Source organism: Xanthomonas sp. WHRI 10207 (assembly GCF_040202975.1).
In the GTDB taxonomy this organism is placed as follows: Bacteria; Pseudomonadota; Gammaproteobacteria; order Xanthomonadales; family Xanthomonadaceae; genus Xanthomonas.
The window spans coordinates 394,085-418,463 of sequence record NZ_JBEGDX010000004.1; the positions used below are offsets into that span (position 1 = coordinate 394,085).

Genomic DNA, 24,379 nt, shown 5'->3' on the forward strand with positions numbered 1-24,379 from the left:
CCCGCTCAGCCCGCGACCACGGCGTCGGCCGGTTGCGCGACCCAGGTGTTGCTGCGCTCATGCCGCCCATCGCCGAGCAGACGCAAGGCGATCCGTGCCTGCGGGTTGCCCTGTGCGAGCCCGCTGAAGCGGTAGTCCACGATGACGGCCAGCGCCGCAACACCGCTTACTGCATCCGCATCCTCGATACGCGCCGTCACCTCGACGCCATGGCTTAGCAGGGGCGGTGTGCCGGCGGTGATGCGAACCTCGCCGACGCTGCCGTGATCGGCAGCAAACTCCAGCGTGATCGGCAGCGGAGTCGCTGCACCCTCCAACGCCGGCCAGTCGTCGAGCACAACACGGACATCGATGGCGGCGTTGCCGGAATCGATCGGCGTGGACACGGCAGGCTTGCGGCCTTCCAGCTGGTCGAGGGTCCAGCGACAAGCGCCCGCACTGCCGCGCACCACACTCATGCGGGTACCGGCCACCCGGCTGGGCGTCACTGGCTCGCGCTGTTCGCCGGTGGCAGACGTTGTCTCCAATGCCTGCGCACGCACCGACGCTGGCGGCCTGGCCAGGCGCAACTGAGCACCGCCAAGCGATGCGGCGTGCGTGCTCGCTGCCGGTAGGTACAGCACACGCCAGTCGCCATAGTCGTCGGCAGCCATTTCACCGAATGCGCTTGCAAATTCCTGGAACGGCAACCAGTCGGCATAGCCCTGGTTGGGTGGATTGAAGACGACCGGATCGTTGTCGAAGGTCTGACGCGTATCCCAGGGATTGAGGATGTTGACGATTGCGCTCGACGGATCGGCCAGATCGCCAGAGATACCGCTGAGCACCACCGCATGCGGCGCACCCACGATGACCACCCATAGCGGGCCATGCCGGTTCAACCAGTCCGCCCACTGTTGCGGCGTGTGGTACAGGCTGGTGTTGGAAGGTTGTTCGATGGCGTTAAAGCCATAGCGCTGTCTGACAGCGTCCAGCAACTCGAAGCTATAGGACGTCGACAGGGTGGTGCCGACCTCGTTGGCCAGCGTTTCCGGGTCGATCGACGCGTGGCGCCGATACGACAACAGCATCGCCATCGCCGCCGCCCAGCAGGCGCGCTTGTCCGGTTGCGCGATCAAGGGCACGTCGTATTCGTGGACGGGCGCATCGCTCAGCGAACGCGTGGACAACGACTGCGCAGTGGTCGGGTAGAGGATGCGCACCACCTCCGGATGGAAGCGTTCGCTGAAGGGAGCAGGCGCGCTGGCGCTGCCGCCGCCATCGCCGGCCATCAGCCAGCTAACGAGCTTGTCCTGGAAGCTCTTCCAGAGCCGGTCGGCAGCAAAAAAGCCGATAAACGCGCCTGGTCCACCGGTCCAGCGGTCGGCACCACGGGTGTAGAACACGGTGGTGCCGTTGTCATCGCGGATTCCGAATTCGCGGTGACCGCTCACTGGATGATCACCGGACCACTCGGTATGCACAGTGGTGAAACGCCAACGCGTCGGCTCTACCAGGCTTACGACAACCGACGCATTGTCGGGACCACCGATATTGACTTTGAAGACGGTGCCGACGGGAGTGGACGACTCCCATCGAATGTCGTCCACACCGCTGTCGTACGGGATGAATTCGCTGTAGGCGGTATCGACAAAATCGTTGAGATGCAGTCGTAGGTGTTCGAGAACCTCAGGACCGCTCCAACCATCGGGCAGACGCTCGCAACGCACTTCATAGCGGTCCAGGCTGAGTTCGCCCTGTGCATCTGCGATGCGTTGAACCGACATCCCGCGTGCGCTGACGGCCTGTTCCACCGCGGCCGGTGCGCGCCAGTTGAACAGATCGGCCCACTGCGGCGCGTAGCGCTGCGCGCGTTCCACATCGTCCGGCCCGATGATCAGTGCGCGGGCGTTGGTGGTGCTGCGTGGTGGTGCGGGTCGCGCATGCGATGGGGACATTGCCTGCCCGGTCTGCACGGCGGAGGCAGACCGGCGCGGCGTGGCGCCATTCTGCGAGCCCTGTACGCCCAGCGAGAAGCTGACCGCCTGGCTCCAGTCCAGTGCTTGCTGGCGGATCCAGGCCAGCTTTGCGTCAGTCATGCGGCAACCCAGATTGGTCGTCGCGTCATGTTGGGCCACATGCACGCCGACCACGTGGGCACGCGGTGCCTCGGTGGTGTCGATGTAGTACACCGGCGAGCCGCTGGTGCCGCCCAACGACTGCACATCGTAGGCAAACGTGTCGTCTGTCGTGAGCTGGCGGATACGCCCGCCGTGCATGTGCTGGCGATCCGGGTCGATAACGGCATTGACCACGGTGCCTGCAGTGCTGCTATCGAGCGAACGCGCTGCATAGCCGCTCACGACGATCTGTTCTTCGCGCGATTGGGTCAGTTCTTCCAGAATGTCGAAGTACTGCGGGTAGGCAACCGCGTTGGCCTCCGGCACGCGAATCAGCGCCATATCGAAATCGCGTTGGGATGCGTTGTATGCGGGATGGATGACCCATGCATCCGAAGTGACCTGAAAGCGTCCGAACGGCTCGCTTTCGGTGGTTGTTCCTGCATCGTGTTTGCCGGGCACGATGATCAGCGCACGCTTGCCATCTACTACGTGGGCGGCGGTCAATAGCAGACGCGGCGCGATGAAGAATGCGGTGCCCGCCGGTTCTCCTTCATCGCTGTCATTAAGACGTCGCACCTGGCAGATCGCGCTGTAGGGCGCAACGGTGGTATTGACGACGCCAAACACCCAGCGCGCACTGCTGGCAAAGAACGCCAGCTGTGCCAGGAGCGCTTCGCCCAACGTTGTGGGGCTGTCGTATTGATCGATCACACGCAGTGCGTTGACCGGGGCCGAGCCATGACGTGGCGTCTGCGTCGAAGACGGCGCGCGCACAACTGGCGCCGAGCGCAGCGTCGGGACCGCCTGCGATGCGGGGCGCCAGCTCTGCGCGGCTGCGGTTGCTGCTGCGGCATCGGGCGATGAGGACGCGGCCGGCGTTGATGCCTCTGGTGACACGGTGGCGGCCGGCGCGGTTTGCGCGGGCGGCGTTGCGGAGGCAGGGGTTTGCCACAGCTCATCCGAGTACCCATCGCTGTAGCCGCCGCGGCCCGGATCGGTGGCCGGCGCAACCGCAGCCGCCGGCGCCGCGCCGGCCACCGCATCGGCGCCCCATGCCAGCGACGCGCTGTCGCCGCCGTAGCCGTTGTTGCCATCGCTACGCGCGGTACGTCGCAGGCTGCGTTCGGTCAGCCCGGACAGCGAGACGTACATATTGCCGCGATCGGGCATCTGCACCTCGATCGGCCGCGCGCGGTCGCGTTCGCTATAGGTCGCCAAGCCGAAGTACAACCGCGGCTGCCCGACAAAGCGCGCAACCACACTCGGCGGTACCAGATACATCGCATCGCGCCCCTTGGTGCCGGGCTGCACAAGACTGGAAAAGAACGTGCGCGAGGTGCGGCGGGCGCGGTTTTCCGGCTTGAGCAACTCCGGGTCGGTGGCCAGCCCGATCTCGAACAGCGGGGTGTCGCTGCGCACGCTGAAGCTCAGCACATTGAAGCGGTCGTTGACGCTGTCGCGGGTGGCGCGGATGCGGGCCATACGGAACTCCTAGCGGCGCTTGCGGGGTGGAAGAGCGGCGTGCGGCGGTGGCGTGGAGACGGGAGAAGCGGGCTTAGCTGCAGCGGGATTCGGTGCGCTGTCGATGTCGGTCGCGATGTGTTCCCAGAAGCGTTGCTGGGTGTCGATGCCGATACTCTCCAGATGGGGTTGCATGAAACTCATGGCCTGCTCGAGATGACGGAAGAACGTGCGTTCACCGGATTGCACGTGCTCGATCGAGCCGCGCCACTCCCGTACCGTGTCGTCGCCGTCGCCACGCTCTCCCCAAACCCGGACGATGAAGGCGGCGGTTCGGTCCTCCAGCAGTGCCATGCCCGCGCTCCGGGTGAGGTGGATTCACGCTAGGCCGCCTGCATCACCGATGCATCACCGCCAGATCACCGGTGAATCACCGCGCCGTCTTCCTGTGTGATGCAGCAGTGATGCATCGCGACGTGCAGCGCAGGCAGCGTCGGTCCACACGCCTGGTTGCCGGGGCGCGTACGGGTTGGAAAAGGGACAGCGTGCGGAAGTGCTGGCGCGTCACCAGCTAGTCGCCACGGTGGCTCCAGCCGGTATCCCAGTCGGGCAGCGCAGGTTGCAGAGAGGGTCGGTCGCGCGCATCGCGCAGCAGCGGCACCTCGATCGGTTCGCACGCCGGGACGGTGGCATTCGCCTTATGCGGCGGGCCGCACTTCGTACGCCATGCGCCGGGCTCGCCGATGGTGCAGCAAGGCTGCTGCGCGCGATGGACCGGGCTGGTTGCAGCAGCGCAGCGCCGCAACGAACACGCAGATACCCACGCGCTCGGCATCGGGCAGCGCGGCGTGCGCCAGTGTTGGAGAACTCAGGGTTCCAGGAACTGCAGGCTCAATTGCAGTTGCGCATCTGCCGCGGCCAGGCCACGACGTGCGTTTTCGATCAGCATCTGTGCGTGCTGACCGGCGCTGTCGGCAAACGGGAAGGGGCGTGCAGCAGGCGCAGGCACCGTGTCTTCTACGCTCGTCCCGATGGCACCGTCGGCAATGCGGTGATAGAGCGTCATCGTTTCGCGCATCGGTTGGATCGCCAGCTCGCGCCGCAACAGCTCGCGGCAGCGCTCGAACTGGCATAAGGCATGTGCGCGTTGTCCGTTGAGTACGAACAATTGCATCAGTGCGCGGTGCACATCTTCGCGCAGCGCGTCGCTGTCCAGAATCGCTTGTGCATGCCGGATTCCTTCGCTGTAGTCGCGCCGGATCGTGGCGATCTGAACCAGGCGCCAGAGCGCGTTGAGATAACTGCGGCGATGTTTTTCGCGTTCGCGCAGCGCCCAATCGTCGGAGACATCCATCAGGATGTCGGAGCGGTACAGCGCGACGCCGCGTTGCAGTCCGGCGATTTCCGCCTCGGTCATCTGCTCGGGCGGCTTGCTCAGGCCTGGTGCGATGTCCTTGCTGAATTCGGCGACATCGAGCCAGACGTCCATCGGGCCATCCAGGCCGATCGCGCCGCGCCGGTCGCACACGATCAGATCGCCGTGATCCAGTGGCGGGGATTCGACGATGCGGCGCAGGCGCCACAGGGCGGTATTGAACGATCCCGCCGTCGCGCCGGCATCGCGTTCGGGCCACAGGCTGGCAATGAGCTCGCCACGACTGAAATACCGATGCTGGCCGATGGCCAGATAGGCCAGCAGACTGCCGCAACGTCCGGAGACCGCAACTGCGCGTCCTTCGTCCTGGGCAACGGAAACCGAACCGAACAACCAGATCCTGAACATCCTCGCCATCCTCGCTCGAATGCAGCCAATGTCCATTCGGCACACCTACGCCTGCGGCCCCTTCCGCGAGCGCCCCATGGTGGGCAAAAAGTCCGATCCACACCGATACGAGACATCCCCTTGTTGTCCCGGCATCCCGTGCCGTAGGACGGCCGGCGTGTGAGGGCGCGATCATGCCACGGCTGTTCGCGCAGGCGTAGCGATGGCGGACAGACGGCAGTCGCGTGTCAACCGCGCAGCGGAGGCGCTGCGTCAGCATCGCTGACCATGCAGTCGACATCCTGCAATCGACACCATGCGACGTTTGTCCTCCAAGGCCGTTTCCCGCGGCTGCACGCGACGGCTTCCCGGGCGAATGCGCGGCATCGCGCGCGGATTACCAGGCACGGCCTGCGTGGCCGTTTTCGACGGGGCGGCTGCGGGCGAAGGCGGGTAGGCGATGCGCCTGCGTATTGACAGCGATACCGACTGGAAAAACACCTGTCAGCTTGTGTCGGCAAATTCGTCCGAGCGCTGCGGCCGCACCACGCCGTACGCTGGTCTGATGTTCGATCTGCACGATCGCTATTCGTTGTAGGTCAGCTACACCGGCATCTTCAAACCACGGAACAACCGCGACCGTGGTGGCTGCTATCTCGCCCTGCTGGAAGGCAATCGCTACGAAGTCGGAGCCAAGGGAGTTCCAGGCACTACGTTGCGTCCGTCGCGTGCGCACGTCAGCGATGGAGACGGTGCATGCAGACGGCGCATCTGCTTGCACCGCTGTCGCCAAGACGGCAGCGCTCAGCGCGGTTCGGCCACGATCAACCAGTTGTTGAACGGCGTGTTGCCGTACAGCGGCGCAAAGGTTGCGCGCAGGCCGGCCGCATCCAGGTGGGCCTGCAGGCTGTCGCGGGTGGGGTAGCTGCGCGGCATGCGCTGCATCCAGCCGCTCAGATGCGCCAGCACGTCGGTCACGCGGCTGGTGCGTCCGCGGCCGCTGGCATCGCCCAATGCGCTACGAATCACCAGCTTGGCGCCGGGTGTGAGCATCTGCGCCACGCTGCGCAACAGGCTGGCCTGCATGTCCGACTGCAGATACTGCAGCACGTCCAGAATGGTGACGCTGCCCTGATGCTGCGGCCACGCGATGCTCAGATCGACCACTTCGAACTTGGTATTGCCCAGATGCGAGCGTTGCGCAATGTGCTGCGCGCGGCGGATCTTGGAAGCATCCACATCCACGCCGTGATACGCCAGCGCCTGGCCATCGGCACGCAATGCATGCGCCAGCAAGCCCAGCCCGCAGCCCAGATCCAGCACCGGCGCAGTTGTGCTGCGCAGCTCGGCCAGCACGCCGGGATACAACGGGTCGGTGCGCAGTTTGGCTTGCGTGTAGTAGTAATCGTAGCGGTTGCCGAGCGGATGCTTGGGCAAAAAAGCGCGTGCGATCGCCAGCGCTTGGGCGCGGCTCATCGGTTGGGTGGCGGTGCTGTGCAATGTCGTTCCTTGGCAATCAGGCGTGCTGCACGGCTAGCTTAGAGCCAGTCGCCCCGATTGCGGTAGGCCCGGTTGGCGGTTTCGCGATGCGCGGCTGCGCGTCGTGGCGCTTTAGGCAGGCGTGTCCACGGATCCGACAGCGCCCAGCGCATCGCGCGCTGCGGGCAGCGCCATCGCTGCCCAACGCGCATACATCGCACCAGAGGGATGCAGGCCATCGTCGACCAGCATGTCGACAGCATCGCCGCCATCGCGACTGGTGGCGGTGATGTCGACAAACCGCACTGCGCGCGCTGCGCAACGCTCTGCCGCCACGCTGTTGAAAGCATCGATCTGCGCCGCGATCAGCCCCGCATCGCCGCCTTGCGCATGCGCGAATGGTGTCAGCCCCCAATCCGGAATCGACAGCACTACCACGCGCGCGGCATGACCACCGGCAAACCCGATCGCACGCTGCAACAACGTATCGAACTGGCTGCGGTATTCGTCCAGCGAGCGCCCGCGATACTGGTTGTTGACGCCGATCAGCAGACTGACCAGATCGAATGTGCCCTGCGGTGCGGCCGCGTCGATACCGGCCTGCAATTCGTCGGTGGTCCAGCCGGTGGTGGCGATGATCTGCGGTAGCGCCACGTTCCAACCGTGGGCACGCAGACCATCGACCAACTGCATCGGCCAGCGCTGCGCAGGCTCGACGCCTTCGCCGATGGTGTACGAATCGCCCAGCGCCAGATAGCGCAGCGGCGTACCAGGCGCCGCCATCAAGCGACGCTGCGCGACTTGAGTGGCACCACTTTGGTCACGGCCTCGGCACGGCGTGCCAGTGCGCGGTCGATGCGCGCAAATACATCGCGCATGACGCTGGCTTCCGGCATCAAGGTCACGCGGAAGTGATGGCGGTACGGCACGTTGAAGCTGGAGCCGGGCACGACCAGCACGCCTTCTTCGTTCATCAGGTCCAGCGCGAACTCGTGATCGTCGAAATTGCGTGCGGCCGCGCCGACCACTGCCGGAAATGCGTACAGCGCCCCGGCCGGTGCGACCAGCTGCAGATGCTCGCTGGCCGCACAGGCCTCGATCACCGCACGGCGGGTTTCGTACAGACGGCCACCGGGCGCGCACAACGCGGAAATGGTGTCCGGCCCGTTGACCGCGGCATCGATGGCGTACTGCCCCGGCACGTTGGCGCACAGGCGCAAGGCGCCGAGCAGATCCATCGCGTTACGCAGATCGTTGATGCGCGATTGCTCGCCCGACAGCAGCGCCCAACCCACGCGCCAGCCACAGGCGCGGTGCACCTTGCTCAGCCCGCCGAAGGTGATGCAGGGGTGCGCACCGGCCAGCGGCGCCACCGGCACGAAAGCCGCGCCGTCGTACAGCACCTGGTCGTAGATTTCGTCGACCATCAGCAGCAGGTTGTGTTTGGTCGCAATCGCCACGATGCGCTCTAGCAACTCGCGCGAATAACTCGCGCCGCTGGGATTGTTGGGGTTGATCAGCACGATGGCGCGGGTGCGTGAGGACACCAGCGTCTCGATCTCCACCGGGTCCGGCTGGAAGCCGTTCTCCGGCGCGCAGCGGTAATACACCGGACGGCCATCGTTGAGGATGGTGGCCGCCGACCACAGCGGGTAGTCGGGCGAGGGCACCAGCACTTCGTCGCCGGGGTTGAGCAGGGCGCGCAGCGAGAGGTCGATCAGCTCGCTGACCCCGTTACCGACAAAAATACGGTCAGGGTGGGCATCGGGGTGCTGACGACGCGAATACGCCTTGGCGATCGCCTCGCGCGCTTCCGGCAGGCCCTGCTGATGGGTATAGGGATCGGTGCGACCCATGTCGTCGGCAATCGCGCGCTGCAGATGCTCCGGCGCGCGGAACCCGAATGCACCCGGGTTGCCGATGTTGAGCTTGATCAGCTTGCGGCCCTGCGCCTCCAACTCCCGCGCTCGTCGCGCCAGCTCGCCCCGGATCTCGTAGCGGACTTCGGACAGACGCTCGCGGATGGCGAGCGGCTTTTGCGGGGTAGTGGACATGCGACGGGCCGGTTGTAGGCGTGAGGCTTGGCATGGTAGCGGAAATATGACAAGCGGACATGCTTGCATCGGCAACGATGTCAAGTGGGGCTTCAAGCCCGGCTGCAGGTCGATTGCACAAGCCCCTGCGTCCAGCCAGCTAGAATCCCCCGATGAGCGACACATCCCCCAACTACTCCACCCTCCAATCCATCGGCTGGCCCTGGCCCGGTCCTCCTGAGGAGGCTGCGTGGCAGGCGGTGTTTGCCGCGCATCCGCAGGCACTGCCGGCGCGGGTGGTGGAACAGCACCGTACCGGCTATGTGGTGGCCGATACGCCGGAGGCCAGCCTGAAGGCTGAGTCGTTGCCGGAGTGGCAGCGGCCGCGCTTCCCGAGCCATGAGCGGGCGGCGGTGGGCGATTGGGTGCTGATGGAGGGCAAGCGCATCGTGGCGCTGCTGCCGCGGCGCACCTCGATCAAGCGCGGGGCGGCTGGTGAGCATTACCACCAGCAGGTGATCGCGGCCAATATCGATACGGTGTTCATCGTGTGCGGGCTGGATGCGGACTTCAATCCGCGCCGCATCGAACGCTATCTGCTGCTGGTAGGGGGCGGTGGCGCGCAGCCAGTGGTGGTGCTGACCAAGGCCGATCAGACCGAGTACGCCGAGGATGCGTTGGCGGTATTGGAAGAGCTGGAGGCGCAGAACATCCCGCTGCGTGCGGTCAATGCGAAGGATCCAGAGAGCGTGGCAGCGCTGCGGCCGTGGTTGGGCGACGGGCGCACGGCGGTGCTGGTGGGCTCGTCCGGTGCGGGCAAGTCGACGCTGACCAATACCTTGCTCGGCACGCAGAAGATGAAGACCAATGCGGTGCGCGAAAACGATTCGCGTGGCCGGCATACCACCACGTACCGTGCGTTGATCCCGTTGCCAACCGGCGCCTGCCTGATCGATACGCCCGGCATGCGCGAGCTCAAGCCAACCGGTGAGGAAGACCTGGCTGAAGGCGGTTTCTCTGATGTGGAAGCGTTGGCGGCGCAGTGCCGCTTCAACGATTGCGCGCATATCGCCGAGCCCGGTTGCGCGGTGCGCGCGGCGATCGAGGCCGATACGCTGGATCCGGAGCGTGTGGCCAATTACATGAAGCTGCGCGAGGAAGTGGCCAGTGCGGCCGAAAAGCTCGCCACCCGTGTTGCGCAGAACAACCGCGGCAAGGGCTCGGGCAGGCGGCCGGCCAGCGTCGATCGTCCCGGACGGCGCTGATGCCATCGCGCAAGGGGCCGCCGGACATCGTCCATCACGCGGCGCTGGATGCGCGCCTGGTCAAGGCCGTGCGCGGGGTGCGCCTGCTCGCCCTGGCGAGCTGGCCGCGCTCGCTGCAGGAGCCGTTTCTGCAGAGTGTGGCGCGCGGGCAGCCGGAGCTGCCGCAGGTGGACTACCCGGCGCTGGATTTTGGCGACACCCGGCGCGAGCTGGCCGCGATTGCGAAAGCCGCCGACCCGCATCACCCGATCGGCGCGTATCTGATCGATTCGACGCATAGCTGGAGCCTGGCGGCCGGTCTGCTGGAATCGCTGGGCACCAGTGCGGTCAGCGACTATTCGGCGCAGTTGTTCGGCGTGCCTGACGACCCGATGCCGGGCAACGGCCCGACCACGCGCGAAGCGGCGCGGCATTTCATCCAGATCGCGCAGGAACTCGATCGTGAGCTGCTTGCACCGGAAGAGCAGGTGCCGGTGTCTGCCACCGCCTTGCGCATGCAGCTGCAGAACGATCTGGATGCGTTCTTCGAAGGACGCGTCATCACCGTCACGCTCGATCCGGATCTGCTCGCCAAGGCCGCGGCCGGTGCGCACCGGATCCGTTTGCGCACCGGCGCTACCTTCAGCGATTACGACCGTGCGCAGCTGTTTCATCACGAGGCGCTGGTGCATTCGCTCACTGCGCTCAATGGCCGCGCGCAGGTGCATCTGCCCAGCCTGGGCATTTCATCGCCGCGCACCACCGCAACCCAGGAAGGCCTGGCGACGTTTGCGGAGCAGATCACCGGCAGCATCGATATCGAACGCATGAAACGCATCAGCCTGCGCATCGAAGCGATTGCGATGGCGCGCTCGGGCGCCGACTTCATTGAGGTGTTCCGCTATTTCACCGAGAGCGGGCAGAGTGCAACCGAAAGTTTTTCGTCGGCGCAGCGCGTATTCCGCGGTGTGCCGACGGCAGGCGGCGGTGCGTTTACCAAGGACACCGTCTACCTGCGCGGCCTGGTCGCGGTGCATACCTTCTTCCGGCATGCCTTGCAGCGCGACCAACTGCAGCTATGCCGTTATCTGTTCGCCGGCAAGATGGCGTTGGGCGATGTGGCGCGGTTTGCACCCTTGTTCGACAGCGGGGTGCTGGTCGCGCCGCGCTGGCTGCCGCCGTGGGTGAGCCGGATCAGCGGGCTCGCAGGCATGCTGGCGTTTTCGCTGTTTGCCAATCGCATCCGCATGGATCAATTGCAACCGCCGGCAATGAATGTCTGAGATGGCACACAGCGTTCGGTGAAATGCACGTGCGCGATCACATCTTGATCGCGTCGGTGAACCTGCGCATGCAAGGCCGCGCGTTCTACACGATGTTGCAACGAACCGGACTGCACACTGCACGCCTCGCCCGTTCTGGGCCATAACACGAGGCAATGCGATGAAAATCTTGATGGTGCTCACGTCCCACGACCAGCTGGGCGATACCGGCAAGAAGACCGGCTTCTGGCTGGAAGAATTCGCCGCGCCGTACTACGTTTTCAAGGACGCTGGCGCCGACATCACCGTGGTCTCGCCGAAGGGCGGCCAGCCGCCGCTGGACCCGAAGAGCGATGAGCCCGATGCGCAGACCGAGGCCACCAAGCGCTTCAAGCAGGATAGTGATGCGCAGAAGGTGCTGGCCACCACCCATCGTCTTGCTGACGTCAAAGCCGACGATTTCGATGCGCTGTTCTATCCGGGCGGCCACGGTCCGCTGTGGGATCTTGCCGAAGACAAGCAGTCGATCGCGCTGATCGAAGCCTTCGCCGCCGCCGACAAGCCGCACGGCCTGGTCTGCCATGCGCCGGGCGCACTGCGTCACGTCAAGGGCAGCGATGGCAAGCCGCTGGTCAACGGTCGCCGCGTCACCGGTTTCACCAATGGCGAAGAAGAGGCAGTCGGTCTGACCAAGATCGTGCCGTTCCTGGTGGAAGACGTGCTGACCGAACTCGGTGGAAAGTACGAAAAGAAGGCCGATTGGGCAGTACATGTAATTGCCGACGGCACTCTGGTGACCGGCCAGAACCCGGCGTCGTCGGAAAAGACTGCAGAAACCCTGCTGACGCTGTTGAAGGGTTGAGTGAGAGCGGCCAAGAAGCGCAGCGACTAGTCGTCAAGCGTGGACGGCGTGCTTAGGAACCGACGTGCACGAGTGGTGCATGTCGATTCCGAGCATCGTCCGCGTTTCCCTGGCGACTACCCGCTAGCTTTGTTGGCTGCTCTTTGCTGCCTACGCGTTGTCGAGGCGCTGTATTAGTGGTGCGCGTGGTTTGTGCAGCAGCCTTCGCGGATGCGTGTCGCTGCTGCAAACTCAAGCTCGGCTGAGCGAGCAACGCTATTGCACGCGTGATAGCGAATCGGCACCTCTGCATGGGTGCTGCCGAGTACTGGGAGGCCTAGCCATTCCCGCGCAAGACACTCCAGCGCAGTGGCTTAAGACATTCCAGCGCAGTGGCCGTAAGGCGCGCCCACGCGATGACGTAAGGACGCGTGGTACCAATGCAGTAACGCTAGCCCTTCTCCCGTCGGGAGAGGGGTTGGGGTGAGGGTACGGTTGACGCATCGCCAAGACCCCGCGCCCGCATCGTTCAAACAAAACGCACCAACCAGCTCCCGTACTGCAGGCAGTGCACGGCGGAGGTCATCGACCAAGACCAGCAAGTGCCTTGCTCAAGCAAAACGTACCAACCAGCGCCCGTACTTTAGGCAGCGCGAGGCGCAGGTCATGGATCAAGACCGGCAAGTGCGTTGCTCAAGAAGAACGTACCAACCAGCGCCCGCACTGCAGGCAGCGCAAGGCGCAGGTCATCGACCAAGAACCGCAAGCGCCTTACTCAAGCAACATGTTTCAACTAGGCCCCGTATTGCAGGCAGTGCAGAGCGCAGGTCATCGACCAGCACCCCGCACCCGCATCGCTCAGTCGATACGTTGCAACCAGCGCACCGCATACCCAGGCAGCGCAAGACGCAGATCATCGCCTAGCGGTTCTGCAACTGCATCGTGCTTGTCGGCCAACACCTGCCACCGGCCACTCAGCTTGCCTGCAAGCGTCACGTCGAGCGGTTGATCGCTGAAGTTGTGGACGGCGACAAAGCTGTCGCCACGCGTCAGCGCAAACAACTGCGCGTTCTCCAACGCAACACTGCCCAACGGTTGATCCGCAGCAAGTGCCGGTAGTGCCGTGCGTTGCTGGATTAATGCGTGCAACCGCTGATAGACCTGCCCGCTCACGCTGTTGCTGTCGTGGCGCTGCGCGGCGCGCTGCCAGTCCATTGCCGGGCGATGCAACCAGCGGCCTTCGTGCTGGCGCTGTGCATCCACGCGGTAGCTGATGTCGTTGGGCAATGCGAGTTCGTCGCCCATGTAGATCAGTGGCACGCCCGGCATCGCCAGGGCAACCGCGTAGAGCAGCACCAGCCGGTCCACTGCCATGGCCAAAGCCGCCGCATCACCCGCATCGTGCGCCGCCTGGATGCCGGCGAGTGCGGCCGCCATGCCGTTGGTGCCGTGTACGCCATCGCCGCTGCTCTGGAAGCTTTCGCCACGCGCGTAGCTGCCCGGTAGCGCATTGGCGTAGAAGCGCGCGACATCGCGCAGCGAAAACGCCGGTTGCGTGGCATTGCCCGCGGCTTCGTGCTGCAGCACATTCCAGCCGATGTCGTCGTGGCAACGCACGTAGCTCAGCCATGCGCAGTTGGCCGGCAGCGGCGGGCTGTGTGCAATGACCTGATGCAGAATATCGCCGCGTTGCAGCGCCAGTGCCGACCACCCAGCTGCCATCAGCGTGCTGTGGTAGGCCAGGTGGCATTCGTGGCCTTGATCGGCGCCGCTGCCGAAGTAGGGCGGCAGTTGACTCATCGGCACGATGGCTTCGGCCTTCATCGCCACCGACGGCGCAACGATGTCGGCGACCGCACGCAGCGCCACCAGCAAGGTATGCGCCTCGGGCTGGTTCATGCAGTCGGTGCCGGTGCGCTTCCACAGATAGGCGGTGGAATCCAGGCGGAACGCTTCCACTCCGAGGTTGGCCAGCTGCAGCATTGCCAGCGCCATGTCGCCGAACACGGCTGGGTTGCTCCAGTTCAAATCCCATTGGTAGGGATAGAACGTGGTCCACATCCATTGTGCGGTGTCGTCCACCCAGGTGAAGTTGCCCGGTGCGGTATGCGGAAACACCTGCGCCAGCGTTGTTTCGTATTGATCGGGCAGACTGCGGTCGGCGAAGTGATGGTAGTAATCGAGATAGCGTGCATCGCCAGCGCGTGCGGCTTGTGCCCAGGCGTGATCGTCGGCGGTATGGTTGAGCACGAAATCCGCACACAGGCTGATGCCCGATGCGCGCAGCCGCGTGGTGAGCGCAACCAGGTCGTCGTTGCTACCCAGGCTCGGCTCCACCTGGCCGTAGTCGCTGACCGCAAAGCCGCCGTCGTTGTCGCCGGCGCGTGCGCGCAGAAACGGCAGCAGATGCAGATAGCGCACGCCCAGTTCCTGCAGATACGGCACGCGCTCGGCCACGCCCTGCAAAGTGCCGGCGAAGCGGTCCACGTAGGCGCTGTAGCCCAGCATGTGTTGTGCGCCGAACCAGCCCGGCTTGCGGGTGGAATCGAGCTGTTGCAATGCCTGCGGGCGGTGTTGCGCGCTGCTGCCGAGCGCGCCCAACCACTGCGTCAACCACGCTGCGTAATCGGGGCGTTGCCCATACAGCGACTGCAGTGCATCCAGCAGACGTGGTGCGTGTTCGTCAAAGCGCGCCAACAACGGCTCGGCGCGCTGTGCATCCAGCGGCGCGGCAAAGGCCGCGCGTGATGCGGTGGAATCGATGGGGGAGGTGCTCATTGGAAGCCGCCGGACCTGGGCCCGGCGCGGGGTCCTTAGAAGTCGTAGCGCAGGCTGATGCTGGTGGTGCGGCCGGCAATCGAGCGCGCGCGGATGATGCCGTTGGCCGGAATCGTGGCTTCTTCGGCTTCGGTCAGACCAAAGGTGTTGAACAGGTTGTTGACGTTGAGTGCGACGGTGAGCGAATCGGTCACGCGGTAGTCGCCGAACAGGTTGACCTGCGTGTAGCCGGGCATCTTCAGCTGGTTGGAATCCTGCGTATAGGCGTCGGTGGTGCCGATCAGATTCACGCCGAACTGGTAGCCGTCGCCGCGATAGCTCGGGGTGAGCTGCCAAACGAAATCAGCCTGGCGACGCGGCACATTGCCGGTATTTTCCGGGGTGATCTGGTCGCGGGAGATCTCTGCATCGGTCCAGGTCAGGCCGCCGTTGACGGTGAAGCCCTCGTAGCGGTAGCTGGCTTCCAGCTCCACGCCGTGCGCTTTGTAGCTGCGGTTGAAGAAGCGCTGGCTGGTGACTTCGAAGTTCTGTTCCTGGGTGCGTGCAGAGAAGGCGGTGGCGAACAGGCTCAGCCCGTCGCGACGCCACTTCAGGCCGGCTTCGGCCTGGCGCACCACGTTGACGCCTTCATCGGACGACACCGAGCCGTCGTCGCGCACCACGCCGAACAACAGGCGATCGGCATTGGCGCGTGCGCCGCGGCTGATGCGGGCGAACGCGCCTAGATCGTCGCTGATCAGATAGTTGCTGCCCAACGAATACGACAGGTAGTTCCAGTCGTAGTCCACCGGGCGTGCGTTGGCGGTGTCCACGGTGGCCACGCGCTGTTCCACCGGCTGGATCACGCCGTCGCCGTTGACGTCCAGGTTTTGCGCAATCGCAGTGCCGCTGTAGTTGCCACGCGCATCGCCCATGTCGTAACGCAGGCTGCCGTCGATGCTGAACTTGCCGCTGTCGAAGGTGAGCGCGACATACGGCGCGTTGACGTCGTAACGCACGTCGTAGCTGCGGGTGATGCAGCAATCGCCCCAGAACGGCGTGCCGTAGGCATACAGGCCGTTCTGCGAGCGCGACACGCCTGCTGCGTCGACCACGTTGAGCAGGCGCGAGTCGCGACCCAGGCTCTGCACGTAGGAGTTCCAGGTCCAGTCCATGTCGATGGTCTGGCGCGAGCTGTAATAGCCCATGCGCAGATTCAGTGTGCGGCCGTCGCCATCGAACTCGCGCGAGAGGCTGAGGTCGTTGGTGACGTTGCCCAGATCGTTGATGGCGACGTTGAACAGATGCGTGCGGATGGCATTGCCGGTGTAGGCCTGGCCGGCATTCGGGCCACCGGCCTCCACCAGCTGCGCGCCGGCGCCACCGATGGACGATGCCAGCGAGGTGGCGTCGGTGACTTCGGCCGGGAACGGGCTGACGAAGCGGCCACTGTTGTCGGCGATACGGAATTTATCGCTCAGGTTCCAGCCATTGCCCAGGTCGAACCAGGCTTCGGCGCCGATGGTGCGCGAGATCGGGTGCATGCCGTCGCCCAGGTCGGTGCGGCGCGGCTGATTGTTGCCATTCAGGCCGACATCGGTGCGGAAATTACGGCTGTACAAGGTGTCGTTGCCTGGATCGAAACCGGGGAAGCCGCCCAGGTCCGGCGAGCCGTCGCGGCCACGCACCGAGGTAGGCACCGGTAGATAGCCGGCTGCGCGGTCGTTGAGGTATTTGCCGTACACACGCACGTAGCCGTTCTCGAACAGACGGGTGAGGTTGGCCTTGAGTTGGCCGCCCTTGTCGGTGGTGTAGCCGGCATCGCGCACGCCGTCGCCCTGGCGGAAGAAACCGCCGATGTTGAACTGCCAATGCTCGGCGAACGGCGCGCCGTAATTGAAGTCGATGCGGGTGTTGTCGTAGTCCAGACCGCGACTGACGCCGACGCTGCCGCCTTCGGTATCGCCGGTCTTGCTGATGAAGTTGATGATGCCGCCGGGCGCATTGCTGGTGAACGTCGACGCCGAGCCGCCGCGGATGGCTTCGATGCGATCCATCGTGAAATCCGAGCGCAGGAAGATATCGGCGTTGCCGAAGGCGATATCGCCGAACTCCATCACCGGCAAGCCGTCTTCCTGCAGCTGCAGGAACTTGGCGCCGCCAGAGGCCACCGGCAGACCGCGCACGGCGATGTTGGCGTTGCCTTCGCCACCGCTGGATTCGGAGCGGATGCCGGGAATGTTGCGGAAGATTTCGGCGGTGCTGCGCGGCGCCGATTGTTCGATCGCCTCGGCGCCGACGGTGCTGACCGACACGCTGGACTTCAACTTGGTGGTGGCGGTGGAGGTGCCGGTGACGAACACCGAATCCAGATTGACCGCGGCGCTGTCGGCAGCCGGCGGAGTGGCGGGCGCGGCAGCGGCGTCCTGGGCCAGCGCGGCGGGCGCGCACAGGCAGGAAACGACCGCGCAGGCCAGGGCATGCAGGCGCAGGGTGTGCAAGGTGGACATCGCGATTCTCTCTCTCACAGGTGGTGGTATGCCGACGCCTGCATCGTCCCCTCCCAGGGAATGGCCGTGCGGCCTGCAGTGCGAGCGCAGTAATACGCTCGAATACAATCGATTGCAATCTTGCGTTGCAGCATTTGAATCGTATTCGTTTGTCTCAATTTTCTTAAAGGTCGCGTGTTGCGGCGCAGCGTTACAATCGATTGCATAAGTCGCAGGGTACAGTGCGCTGCGGCCACTGGGAGCCGCACCGATGCCCAGGGCCTTGCATGTCGTCGACCGCTCCTCCGCTTTCTTTCGCGCGCATCCTGGCGCTCAACGCCGGTTTCTTCGGCGTGCAGTACAGCTTCGGGTTGCAGCAGAGCAACATGAGCCCGATCTACAACTACCTGGGCGCCGACCACGCCAGCCTGCCGTATCTTTGGCTGGCCGGGCCGATCACCGGGTTGGTGCTGCAGCCGTTCGTCGGCGCGTGGAGCGATCGCTCGGTGACGCGCTGGGGCCGCCGCATGCCGTACATGGTGCTGGGCGCGCTGGTGTGCAGCCTGTGCCTGCTGGCGATGCCGTTCAGTACCGCGTTGTGGATGGCGGTGTGCCTGCTGTGGGTGCTGGATGCGGCCAACAACGTGGCGATGGAGCCCTACCGTGCGTTGGTCAGCGACGTGCTCGCGCCACCGCAGCGGCCACTCGGGTATCTCACGCAGAGCGCGTTCACCGGCCTGGCGCAGACGCTGGCCTATCTCACTCCACCGTTGCTGGTGTGGTTCGGTATGAATCAGGATGCCGCCAACGCGCACCATATTCCGTACATCACCATTGCTGCGTTCGTGATCGGCGCGGGGTTTTCCGCCGCGTCCATCCTGATCACCGCGCGCAGCGTACGCGAGCCTGCGATTGTGCCGGCCGAGATTGCGCGCATGCGTCAGACCGGTGCCGGCCTGGGCGCGACCGTGCGCGAAATCGTCAGCGCCCTGCGCGCGATGCCGCCGACCATGCGCCAGCTGGCGCCGGTGATGTTGTTCCAGTGGTACGGGATTTTCTGCTACTGGCAGTACATCGTGCTGTCGCTGTCGACCACCTTGTTCGGCACCACCGACGCCACCTCGCACGGGTTTCGCGAGGCTGGTCTGGTCAATGGGCAGATCGGTGGGTTCTACAATTTCATCGCGTTTCTGGCGGCCTTTGCGATGGTCCCGGTGGTGCGCCGCTTCGGCCCCAAGTACACGCACGCAGCCTGCCTGCTGGCGGCCGGCGTCGGTATGTGGGTGTTGCCGGGCATCGAGAACCGCTGGTTGTTGTTGTTGCCGATGATCGGCATCGGGCTGGCCTGGGCCAGCATGATGGGGAATCCGTATCTGATGCTCGCCGACAGCATTCCGCCCGAGCGCACCGGCGTGTACATGGGCTTGTTCAACCTGTTTATCGTGCTGCCGATGCTGATCCAGATCGTCACCCTGCCGCTGTATTACGAGCGGTTGCTGCACGGCGACCCACGCAACGTGATCCGTCTGGCCGGTGCATTGATGCTTGCCGCAGCGATAGCGATGCTATGCGTGCGTATTCGCAAGCCCAAGGCTGTAGCGGTGTAACCGCTGCGTTGCGTTGTTATGCCAGCACAGTAGCGAGTATGAGCGCGCGGCCGCCGCCGCACAGCGCGCTCAGGACGCACGCTCTTACGATTCCCGATTCCCGATTCCCGATTCCCAGCCTCACGCCGACTCGCGCACCACTAGTTTCACCGGCATTTCAACCGATTGCACCGCCTCGCCTGCGATCAGCGCCAGCAGCCGGTCCACCAGCAAGCGCGCGGCCAGACCGAGATCCTGCCGCACGGTGGTCAGCGGTGGCTGGCTGTAGGCGGCCAGCGGAATATCGTCGAAGCCCACCAGCGAGATGTCCTGCGGCACGCGATGGCCGGCTTCGACCAGGGCGCGGATGGCGCCCACGGCGATCACATCGGAGGCCGCAAATAGCCCATCCGGTGGGTCGGTCTTCTTGAGCATGGCGCGGGTGAGGCGGTAGGCGTCTTCGCTGACGAAATGGCTGCGCGCATGCAGGCGGGTGTCGAATTCCAGCCCGTGCTGCTCCAATGCGTGACGGTAACCGGCAAAACGCGGCGCCACTTCGGGTAACTGGTCGTCGCCCAGAAATGCGATGCGCTTGCGGCCGCTGGCGATCAGGTGTTCGGTGGCGAGCGCGCCGCCCTGAAAATTGTCGCTGCCCACGCTGATGTAGGCCTGCCCATCGATGCGGCTGCCCCACACGGCCATCGGCAGGCCATCGCGCGCGGCTTCGTCCAGCGCGGCATGTTCGGAACTCTGCCCGAGCACGATCACGCCATCGGAGCGGCTGCCGCGCGCAAGCTGTTCCACCCAACCATCCTGGTGCCGGTCCAGCTTGGACAGCAGCATGCTGTAGCCGCGTCCGGTGAGTTCTTCGGCCAGCAACGCCAGCATGGTCATCAGAAACGGATCGGACAGCGGTTGATCCAGTGCGTGCATCATCGGCACCGCAACGCTCACCGTGTTGGAGCGTTTGGCGCGCAAGCTGCGTGCGACCGGGTCGACCTGGTACCCGGCATCGGCGGCAATTTGCTTGATGTAGGCGCGGGTGCGCTCTGCCACCACCGGGCTGCCGGCAAGCGCACGTGACACGGTGGACTCGGACACGCCCGCCATGCGGGCGATGTCGGCCATCTGCGGGCGTGCATTCTGCGAGGTGCGTTCTGAGGGTTTGGCCATGGCAGCGCACTGCGGAAAAGCCAGAGTGTAATCAGTTCGCACTAGAGGCGGGTTGTTCGCGTAGTGGCGGCCGCTTGTGCGCAACCGCGCAACGCCATCGCGCACACCAGTCCTAGCTTTGTGATCGCGGTTGGTTGTCGCGTGCCGGGAGGGTGCTGCGGCTGGGCAGGGCGTCATTGTGCATCCGCACGTGCGGGCCAAGAACCGCCAACAACACGGAGCGAGCGCCAAGCAGGTGTGGGCGGTGCACAGCAACCGGAGTGTGACGCCTCAGACCTGCCGATGCCGAGCATCGGCCGCTCCCGTTTGCTGGTCGCGAAGTCGTTTGGTTGGTCGCGTAGCGTGATCGCGGCTGGTGTGCCGAGGTGCACTCCGACAAGCGCTTGCGGCCCACGGTCCGTGTCAGCCCATGTAGAGGCCGCCGTTGACCGCGTAGTCGGCACCGGTCACATAGGCGGCATCGTCGGAAGCCAGCCACGCGCACAGGCCAGCGACTTCAGCCGGCTTGCCCAGCCGGCGCATCGGCACCGAGGTGGCCAGGCGGTCGAGCACGTCCGGCGGAAAACTGCTGATCGATGCACTGGCGATATAGCCAGGCGAAATGGTGTTGACGGTGACCCCGCGCGAAGCGACTTCCTGCGCCAGCGCACGGCTGAAGCCATGCATCGCGGCCTTGGCGGTGGCGAAGTTGATTTGCCCGATCTGCCCCTTGTGCGCGCTGACCGAGCCGATATTGACGATGCGTCCCCAACCACGCGACGTCATGCCATCCACCACCTGCTTGGAGATGTTGAACAGCGAATGCAGATTGCTGGCGATCACCGCATTCCAGTCGTCGCGCGTCATCTGCCGGAACAAGGTGTCGCGGCTACCGCCGGCGTTGTTGACCAGGACATCGATTTCGCCGACTTCGGCCTTGACCTTGGCGAACGCGGCAACCGTGGAATCCCAATCGGCGGCATTGCCTTCGGAAGCGACAAAGTCGAAGCCCTGCTCGCGCTGCTCGCGCAACCAGGCCGATTTACGCGGCGAATTTGGCCCGCAACCGGCAACCACGGTATGCCCGCTGCGCGCCAGCTTCTGGCAGATCGCGGTGCCGACACTGCCCATGCCGCTGGTGACGTATGCAATGCGAAGCGTCATTGGTGTAACTCCTTTGGAGTTGGGAATGGGGGAATCGGGAATCGGGAGTGGGGAATCGGTAGAGCAGGAGCCGCCTTTGCGGCCTGCGTTCTCCATGTGGAAGTCAGGAACCGTCACGACCGCACAGCGCCGCTCTTACGATTCCCGATTCCCGATTCCCGGCGCGCGATCAGCGCGCCAACGGAAACAGACCAAACAACAACCCGCCGCCAAGCATCAGCATCGAAATCAGTACCGCCCACTTGAGCGTGAAGCGTTGATGGTCGGCAAAGTCGACCTTGGCCAGGCCGACCAGCAGATAGGTCGATGGCACCAACGGGCTGAGCAGATGCACCGGTTGCCCGGCGAGCGAGGCGCGGGCCATTTCCACCGGGGTGATGCCGTAGTGGCCGGCCGCTTCGGACAGGATCGGCAGCACGCCGAAGTAGAACGCGTCGTTGGACATGAAGAACGTAAACGGCATGCTGACGATCGCCGTGATCACCGCCAGATACGGGCCCCAGCTATCCGGGATCACTGCCAGAAAACTGCGCGACATCGCCTCCACCATGCCGGTGTTGGACAGGATGCCGGTGAAGATGCCGGCGGCAAAAATCAGCGACACCACCGACAACACATTGCCGGCGTGATTGACCAGACGGCGGCGTTGCTCGGCCAGGTTGGGGTAGTTGATCATCAGTGCCAGCGCGAAGCCGATCATGAACAGCACCGGCATCGGCAGGATGCCCACCACCAGTGCGGCCATCAGCGTCAGGGTCAGGATCAGATTGACCCACAGCAACTTGGGACGCTTCATGTCCTCGGTGTCTTCCACGCGCGGCAAGGCGTCGTTGTCTTCGGGGATGCTGGTGTCCAGCCAACTGCCATCGGCCGGCAGGCGCACCACGCCCAGGCGGCGGCGCTCGCGCATGCCCAGATACCAGGCCAGTGCGATGATGCCGGCAATCGCCAGCAACATCGCCGGCACCAGCGGCACGAACACATCGGCCGCATCCACGTGCAGGGCAGTAGCGGCGCGTGCGGTCGGGCCGCCCCACGGAGTGAGATTCATCACACCGCTGGCCAAGATGGTGACGCAAGTGAGGTTGAGTGCATTCATGCCCAGGCGCTGGTACAGCGGCAGCATCGCCGACACGGTGATCATGTAGGTGGTGGAGCCGTCGCCATCGAGCGAGATCAGCATCGCCAGGATCGCGGTGCCCATCACGATCTTCAGCGGGTCGCCCTTGACCAGCCGCAGGATGCGCCCGACCAGTGGATCGAACAGTCCGGCATCGATCATCACCCCGAAGTAGAGGATGGCGAACATCAGCATCACGCCGGTGGGCGCGATCTTTTTGATGCCCTCGAGCATCATGTCGTTGATGCCGGTGCCGAAGCCGCCCAGCAGTGCGAACACGATCGGCACCGTGATCAGAGCCACCAGCGGCGACAGCCGCTTGCTCATGATCAGGTACATGAAGGTGATCACCATTCCGAAACCGAGCGCGGTCAGCATGCGGGCAAATCCTTTGGGGCGTGCAGCAGGGAGAGGGTGGAGCGCACCGCTGCGCAGGGCGCGCTGCGGTGGTGATGCGGAAACCTAGAAACGCCAGTCATTACGCGACTGCCAGAACAGCAAAGTTGAACGCCGTTGCGCGTGTAAGGCGCTCGCGCTGCATCGCTGCGACGCGTGACAAAACACCTTGAAAACCTGGCGCGTCGCAGCAGCGCATCAGAAGTCGTACTGAAACCGGCCGGTCACCGCCAGCGTGTGATCGACCACCGCATTCATCGTGCGGTCGCGGTTGCGGCTGTCGATCACGTTGAGCATCACGCGCAGGTTGGGCTTGAAATACCAGTTGCCGCCGAGTGTCCACGACTGCGTGCTGGCATCGATGAAGTTTGGCTGGCCATCCAGATTTTGGTCGCCACGCATGTAGTCGTAGCGCAACGCCAGCTCGAACGCGCCGCTGGGGCGATTGGGCGTCTTGATGCGGCTGAAGCGGCCGGTCTTGCGATCGTAGCCGCGCGATTCGCCGGTAACGAACCAGCTGACCAGGCCATAGCTTGCCAACACCTTGGCATGCTGGCTGCCATCGTCGAGCAGGCCGCCGCTGAATTCGCTCTGCCACGACCACGGGCCCAGCACTTCGGCATATTCCAGCGACCACTTGTCGAAGTCGGTATCGCGGCCATCGGCAAACCGCGCCAAGGTGATGCGGCTATTGTTGGCCAGATCGTTTTCAGGGCGCGGGCGGATCAACAGGGATGCCGCACCATCGCTGCCCGGATGCGAATAGCGCTCATGCGCCAGTGAAATGCCGAGGTGGCGCAGGCGCGCTTCGCCCATCTCCGGCGCAAAGGTCAGACGTGTCCCCAGCGCACCGCCCTTGGTGGACGAGTTGTCGATGCTTTCCAGGCTGTAGAGCGCCGTGGACCAAGTGGCATCGGGGCGATTGGCTTGCCAGGAAATGGCCTTGCGATAGATCGGCGCCAGTGTGGTGGAGGCATAGCCGCGTTCCAGAAACGGGCCATAGTTGGACCCGGTGCGGTCGTCCAGCGAAAAGTACTGTTTGAACTGGCCCACGGTCAGCGTGCCGGCAGAAAACTTCTTGGCGATATAGACATCGCGCGCCAGGATGCCGCGGCTGCCGGATTCGTACTGCAGGCCAGCAAATTCCGCCTCGGCCTTGTAATTGAAGCCATAGAACTTGCCTGCCACATCCAGCCACACACGGCGGAACTGGGTGTCGTTGCGCTCGGGCGTACCGCGTTCGTCGTTGTCGAACACGGTGAAATCCCAGTGCACGCGCCCGCCTACCTCGGCAGTGACCGGGCCCGCGTCATCGGCCGCGTGCGCCGCCGGTGCCAGGCAGATCGCCGCGCAGGCGGTGAAGGCGCGCAGACGCAAAGTGTCGTTGATCACAGACCCTCCCAGGTACATGTGTGAATCACGTTCAGCGATGCACCACGACGACTGCCGTGGCGCGTTGGCTGCAGCCTAGTCCCGCAAAGCTGTCATGGACCTGTCGTTTGGGGCGGGGATTGGGGAGTGGGAATTGGGG

At 64.6% G+C, this 24,379-nt stretch carries 17 protein-coding genes and 1 other RNA gene; 5 read left to right on the forward strand and 13 right to left on the reverse strand.

All coding sequences use genetic code 11. The annotated features are described in order from the left end of the window. Positions 1-5: 5 nt before the first annotated feature. From ABQU90_RS16065 to ABQU90_RS16080, 3 genes are all read right to left on the reverse strand, one after another. The gene (locus tag ABQU90_RS16065; protein WP_323522420.1) at positions 6-3,584 is read right to left on the reverse strand and encodes a papain-like cysteine protease family protein; all 3,579 of its coding nucleotides are present in this window, start codon (positions 3,582-3,584) and stop codon (positions 6-8) included. 9 nt (positions 3,585-3,593) lie between these two features. Next, the gene (locus tag ABQU90_RS16070) at positions 3,594-3,917 is read right to left on the reverse strand and encodes a hypothetical protein (RefSeq protein WP_323522419.1); all 324 of its coding nucleotides are present in this window, start codon (positions 3,915-3,917) and stop codon (positions 3,594-3,596) included. A 514-nt stretch (positions 3,918-4,431) separates the two neighbouring features. Then, positions 4,432-5,346, reverse strand: coding sequence for an AfsR/SARP family transcriptional regulator (locus ABQU90_RS16080; protein ID WP_323522418.1), 915 nt, complete (start codon positions 5,344-5,346; stop codon positions 4,432-4,434). A gap of 439 nt (positions 5,347-5,785) precedes the next feature. Here ABQU90_RS16080 and ABQU90_RS16085 point away from each other — a divergent pair, with 439 nt between their 5' ends. Continuing rightward, positions 5,786-5,923, forward strand: coding sequence for a hypothetical protein (locus ABQU90_RS16085; RefSeq protein WP_345785616.1), 138 nt, complete (start codon positions 5,786-5,788; stop codon positions 5,921-5,923). Between the two features lie 206 nt (positions 5,924-6,129). On the opposite strand, the gene ABQU90_RS16090 is transcribed toward ABQU90_RS16085, so the two are convergent. From ABQU90_RS16090 to ABQU90_RS16100, 3 genes are all read right to left on the reverse strand, one after another. After that, positions 6,130-6,801, reverse strand: coding sequence for a methyltransferase (locus ABQU90_RS16090; RefSeq protein WP_055850271.1), 672 nt, complete (start codon positions 6,799-6,801; stop codon positions 6,130-6,132). 135 nt (positions 6,802-6,936) lie between these two features. Beyond that, positions 6,937-7,587, reverse strand: a complete 651-nt coding sequence (locus ABQU90_RS16095) for an SGNH/GDSL hydrolase family protein (RefSeq protein ID WP_323522417.1) — start codon at positions 7,585-7,587, stop codon at positions 6,937-6,939. After that, positions 7,587-8,858 (reverse strand): pyridoxal phosphate-dependent aminotransferase, encoded by a 1,272-nt coding sequence (locus tag ABQU90_RS16100; RefSeq protein ID WP_055848333.1) that lies wholly within the window; start codon positions 8,856-8,858, stop codon positions 7,587-7,589. Before ABQU90_RS16100 ends, ABQU90_RS16095 begins: the two co-directional genes overlap by 1 nt. A 152-nt stretch (positions 8,859-9,010) precedes the next feature. Here ABQU90_RS16100 and rsgA point away from each other — a divergent pair, with 152 nt between their 5' ends. The 3 genes from rsgA (at position 9,011) to ABQU90_RS16115 (ending at position 12,205) form a co-directional block, all read left to right on the forward strand. Then, positions 9,011-10,102, forward strand: coding sequence for a ribosome small subunit-dependent GTPase A (gene rsgA / locus ABQU90_RS16105; protein WP_323522416.1), 1,092 nt, complete (start codon positions 9,011-9,013; stop codon positions 10,100-10,102). Beyond that, entirely contained in the window at positions 10,102-11,364 is a 1,263-nt protein-coding gene (locus ABQU90_RS16110; RefSeq protein WP_115513850.1) for a flavohemoglobin expression-modulating QEGLA motif protein, read from the forward strand. Before rsgA ends, ABQU90_RS16110 begins: the two co-directional genes overlap by 1 nt. Before the next feature lie 160 nt (positions 11,365-11,524). After that, positions 11,525-12,205: a type 1 glutamine amidotransferase domain-containing protein gene (locus ABQU90_RS16115; protein ID WP_055848341.1), complete on the forward strand. Its 681-nt coding sequence runs from the start codon at positions 11,525-11,527 to the stop codon at positions 12,203-12,205. A gap of 8 nt (positions 12,206-12,213) precedes the next feature. Here the strand turns inward: ABQU90_RS16115 and ABQU90_RS16120 are convergent. The 3 genes from ABQU90_RS16120 to ABQU90_RS16130 all read right to left on the reverse strand — a co-directional run bounded on the left by ABQU90_RS16120 (position 12,214) and on the right by ABQU90_RS16130 (position 17,451). Next, a non-coding RNA gene (locus tag ABQU90_RS16120) (sX9 sRNA) lies at positions 12,214-12,286 on the reverse strand. A 756-nt stretch (positions 12,287-13,042) separates the two neighbouring features. Further along, on the reverse strand, positions 13,043-14,962 hold the full coding sequence (locus tag ABQU90_RS16125) for an amylosucrase (protein WP_323522415.1): 1,920 nt from the start codon (positions 14,960-14,962) through the stop codon (positions 13,043-13,045). 35 nt (positions 14,963-14,997) lie between these two features. Continuing rightward, positions 14,998-17,451, reverse strand: a complete 2,454-nt coding sequence (locus tag ABQU90_RS16130; protein WP_323522414.1) for a TonB-dependent receptor — start codon at positions 17,449-17,451, stop codon at positions 14,998-15,000. A 266-nt stretch (positions 17,452-17,717) separates the two neighbouring features. Here ABQU90_RS16130 and ABQU90_RS16135 point away from each other — a divergent pair, with 266 nt between their 5' ends. After that, positions 17,718-19,037, forward strand: coding sequence for an MFS transporter (locus tag ABQU90_RS16135; RefSeq protein WP_323522413.1), 1,320 nt, complete (start codon positions 17,718-17,720; stop codon positions 19,035-19,037). A 120-nt stretch (positions 19,038-19,157) separates the two neighbouring features. Here the strand turns inward: ABQU90_RS16135 and ABQU90_RS16140 are convergent, their stop codons facing one another. The 4 genes from ABQU90_RS16140 to ABQU90_RS16155 all read right to left on the reverse strand — a co-directional run bounded on the left by ABQU90_RS16140 (position 19,158) and on the right by ABQU90_RS16155 (position 24,240). Next, positions 19,158-20,189 carry a LacI family DNA-binding transcriptional regulator gene (locus ABQU90_RS16140; protein WP_115554568.1) on the reverse strand — a complete coding sequence of 344 codons (1,032 nt, stop codon included), beginning with the start codon at positions 20,187-20,189 and terminating at the stop codon, positions 19,158-19,160. A 402-nt stretch (positions 20,190-20,591) separates the two neighbouring features. Further along, positions 20,592-21,332, reverse strand: a complete 741-nt coding sequence (gene phbB / locus ABQU90_RS16145; RefSeq protein ID WP_055848354.1) for an acetoacetyl-CoA reductase — start codon at positions 21,330-21,332, stop codon at positions 20,592-20,594. 169 nt (positions 21,333-21,501) lie between these two features. Continuing rightward, a complete protein-coding gene (locus ABQU90_RS16150) occupies positions 21,502-22,830 on the reverse strand; it encodes a CitMHS family transporter (RefSeq protein WP_115554567.1) in 1,329 nt (442 codons plus the stop codon). 216 nt (positions 22,831-23,046) lie between these two features. Continuing rightward, positions 23,047-24,240 carry an OprO/OprP family phosphate-selective porin gene (locus ABQU90_RS16155; protein WP_115554566.1) on the reverse strand — a complete coding sequence of 398 codons (1,194 nt, stop codon included), beginning with the start codon at positions 24,238-24,240 and terminating at the stop codon, positions 23,047-23,049. Positions 24,241-24,379: the final 139 nt, after the last annotated feature.